This is a genomic window from Streptomyces sp. 150FB, assembly GCF_000818195.1.
In the GTDB taxonomy this organism is placed as follows: Bacteria; Actinomycetota; Actinomycetes; order Streptomycetales; family Streptomycetaceae; genus Streptomyces.
Window position 1 is genome coordinate 1413002 of record NZ_JTHL01000001.1, and the last position, 2102, is coordinate 1415103.

Below are 2102 nucleotides of genomic sequence, written 5' to 3' on the forward strand. Positions count from 1 at the left end.
CCCCACCGCCCCCACCGCCCCAGCCGTCCCCCCTGCCCGCCCTGATGGCGTCGACCGGGGGCGGCTCGCAGTTGATCACCGCCGAGGCCCCGGGTACGGACGCCACGACCGGGCGGCTGACCTGGTGGGACCTGCGCGACGGCCGTTGGGTCGAGGCTGGGTCGGCCGACGCTCGCTTCGGGTCCGGCGGGCTGGTGGAGGGCGAGGCGCGGGTGCAGGGCACCTCGACCACGCCGACCGGGCTGTACGACCTGCCGTACGCCTTCGGGATCGCGCCGCCGCCGGACGGCACTTCGTACACCTACCGCCCGGTCACCGACGCGTCCTGGTGGTGCGAGGACAACGAGTCCACGGCGTACAACCGATGGGCCGAGGGCCTCCCCGCCGACTGCCGTGCCACCGAGGCCGAGCATCTCGCCGACTACCAGGCGCAGTACGCCCGCGCCCTGGTGATCGGCTTCAACTACGACCGGCCGGTACGCGGCCGGGGTGCCGGGATCTTCCTCCATGTGAACGGCCAGGGCGCGACCGCCGGATGCGTGTCCGTACCGGCGAGTGCCATGAGCGCGATCCTGGCCTGGGCCGATCCGCGCCGGGAGCCGCACATCGCGGTGGGGACGGCATCGGGACCCACGGCGATCACCGGCTACTGACAAGCCCCGCCCACCAGCCCTGACAGCCCCCACTCCCCCAAGCCCCACCAGTCCCACCCAGCCCCCAGAAAAAAGTTGCCAGAGGCTATGGACCGAATGGTCCCCTTCAACCTACTGTTCAGACATGCCTGGACAGGTACACAAACATCATCGCATCGCGCGGGTCCTCGCCGACGAGATCCGCGCCGGGGTGCACAGCGACGGCGACCGGCTGCCCGGTGAGCACGCGCTCACCCAGCGCTTCGGCGTCAGCCGCTCCACACTGCGGCAGGCGCTCCAGGTCCTCGGGGAGCAGGGCCTGATCGCCACGCACGCCGGGATCGGCTCCTTCGTCACCTTCGACGACACCCCGCTGGACAACCGCGTCGGCTGGACCCAGTCACTGGCGGGCCAGCCCGTCGAGCTGACGACCGAGATCCTGCGCTTCGAGACCGTCACCGACGAGGTGCTGGCCGGCGGGCTCGGTCTGCCGTCGAGTACGTTCATCGCCCTCGACCGGGTCAGGCGGCTCGCCGACGGACGCGGTGTCTCCCTCGAACGCAGCCGGGTTCCCGCCGTGGGCGACCTGGTGGGTCTGGTGGAGCGCGGCCTCGACGGCGGATCGCTGCACAAGGCGCTGATCGCCGCCGGTCGGGTCACCGAGTACGGCGACGGACAGGTCTCCGTACGGGGAACGGACGAGGCGGACGCCGCCCTGCTGCGCCGCTCCCCCGGCGAATCGTTTCTGCACCTCTCCCAGGTCTACCGGGCCGCCGACGGCTCCGTCGTCGAGCAGGTCACCAGCCTGCTGGACCCCGCCCGCTTCCACCTGCACGTCCGCTCCGGCCGAGGAGGCCAACCGTGACCGACTCCGACCGACTCGACCGCGCGCTCGGCGCGTACTACGGACTCGCCCTCGGCGACGCCCTCGGCATGCCCACCCAGGTCATGTCCCGGGAGGACGTCGTACGGGCCTACGGGACCCTCACCGGCTTCGAGGCGGCCCTGCCCGACAACCCGGTCAGCGCGGGCATGCCCGCCGGGTCCGTCACCGACGACACCGACCAGGCCGTCATCGTCGGACGGCTCATCGACGAGGGCCACGGCCGGATCGATCCGCTGCGCCTCGCCCAGGAGCTGCTCGACTGGGAGAAGGGGATGAAGGCCAAGGGGTCGTTCGACCTCCTCGGCCCTTCCACCAAGGCGGCGCTGGACGCCGTCGCCCGTGGGGTCCCGCCCGAGGAGGCGGGGCGGTACGGCTCGACCAACGGCGCCGCCATGCGCGTCACCCCGGTCGGGATCGCCTTCGACGTCGAGCCGCTGGCCGGCTTCCTCGACCATGTCGTGGAGTCCTGCCAGGTGACGCATGACACCACCGTCGGTATCGCGGGCGCATCGGCGGTCGCGGCCGCCGTCTCCACCGGCGTCGGCGGCGGCACTCTCGACGACGCGGTCACCGCCGCGATCGCG

General features: G+C 72.4%; 3 protein-coding genes. All 3 read left to right on the forward strand.

Going from position 1 to position 2102, the window contains the following annotated elements:
- Positions 1–653, forward strand: a 653-nt coding sequence (locus QR77_RS05665; protein ID WP_063798155.1) for a L,D-transpeptidase family protein, incomplete at its 5' end; no start/stop codon positions are given.
- A gap of 124 nt (positions 654–777) precedes the next feature.
- Positions 778–1497: a GntR family transcriptional regulator gene (locus QR77_RS05670; RefSeq protein ID WP_040020030.1), complete on the forward strand. Its 720-nt coding sequence runs from the start codon at positions 778–780 to the stop codon at positions 1495–1497.
- 68 nt (positions 1498–1565) lie between these two features.
- On the forward strand, positions 1566–2102 hold a 537-nt coding region (locus QR77_RS05675), incomplete at its 3' end, for an ADP-ribosylglycohydrolase family protein (protein WP_236711061.1).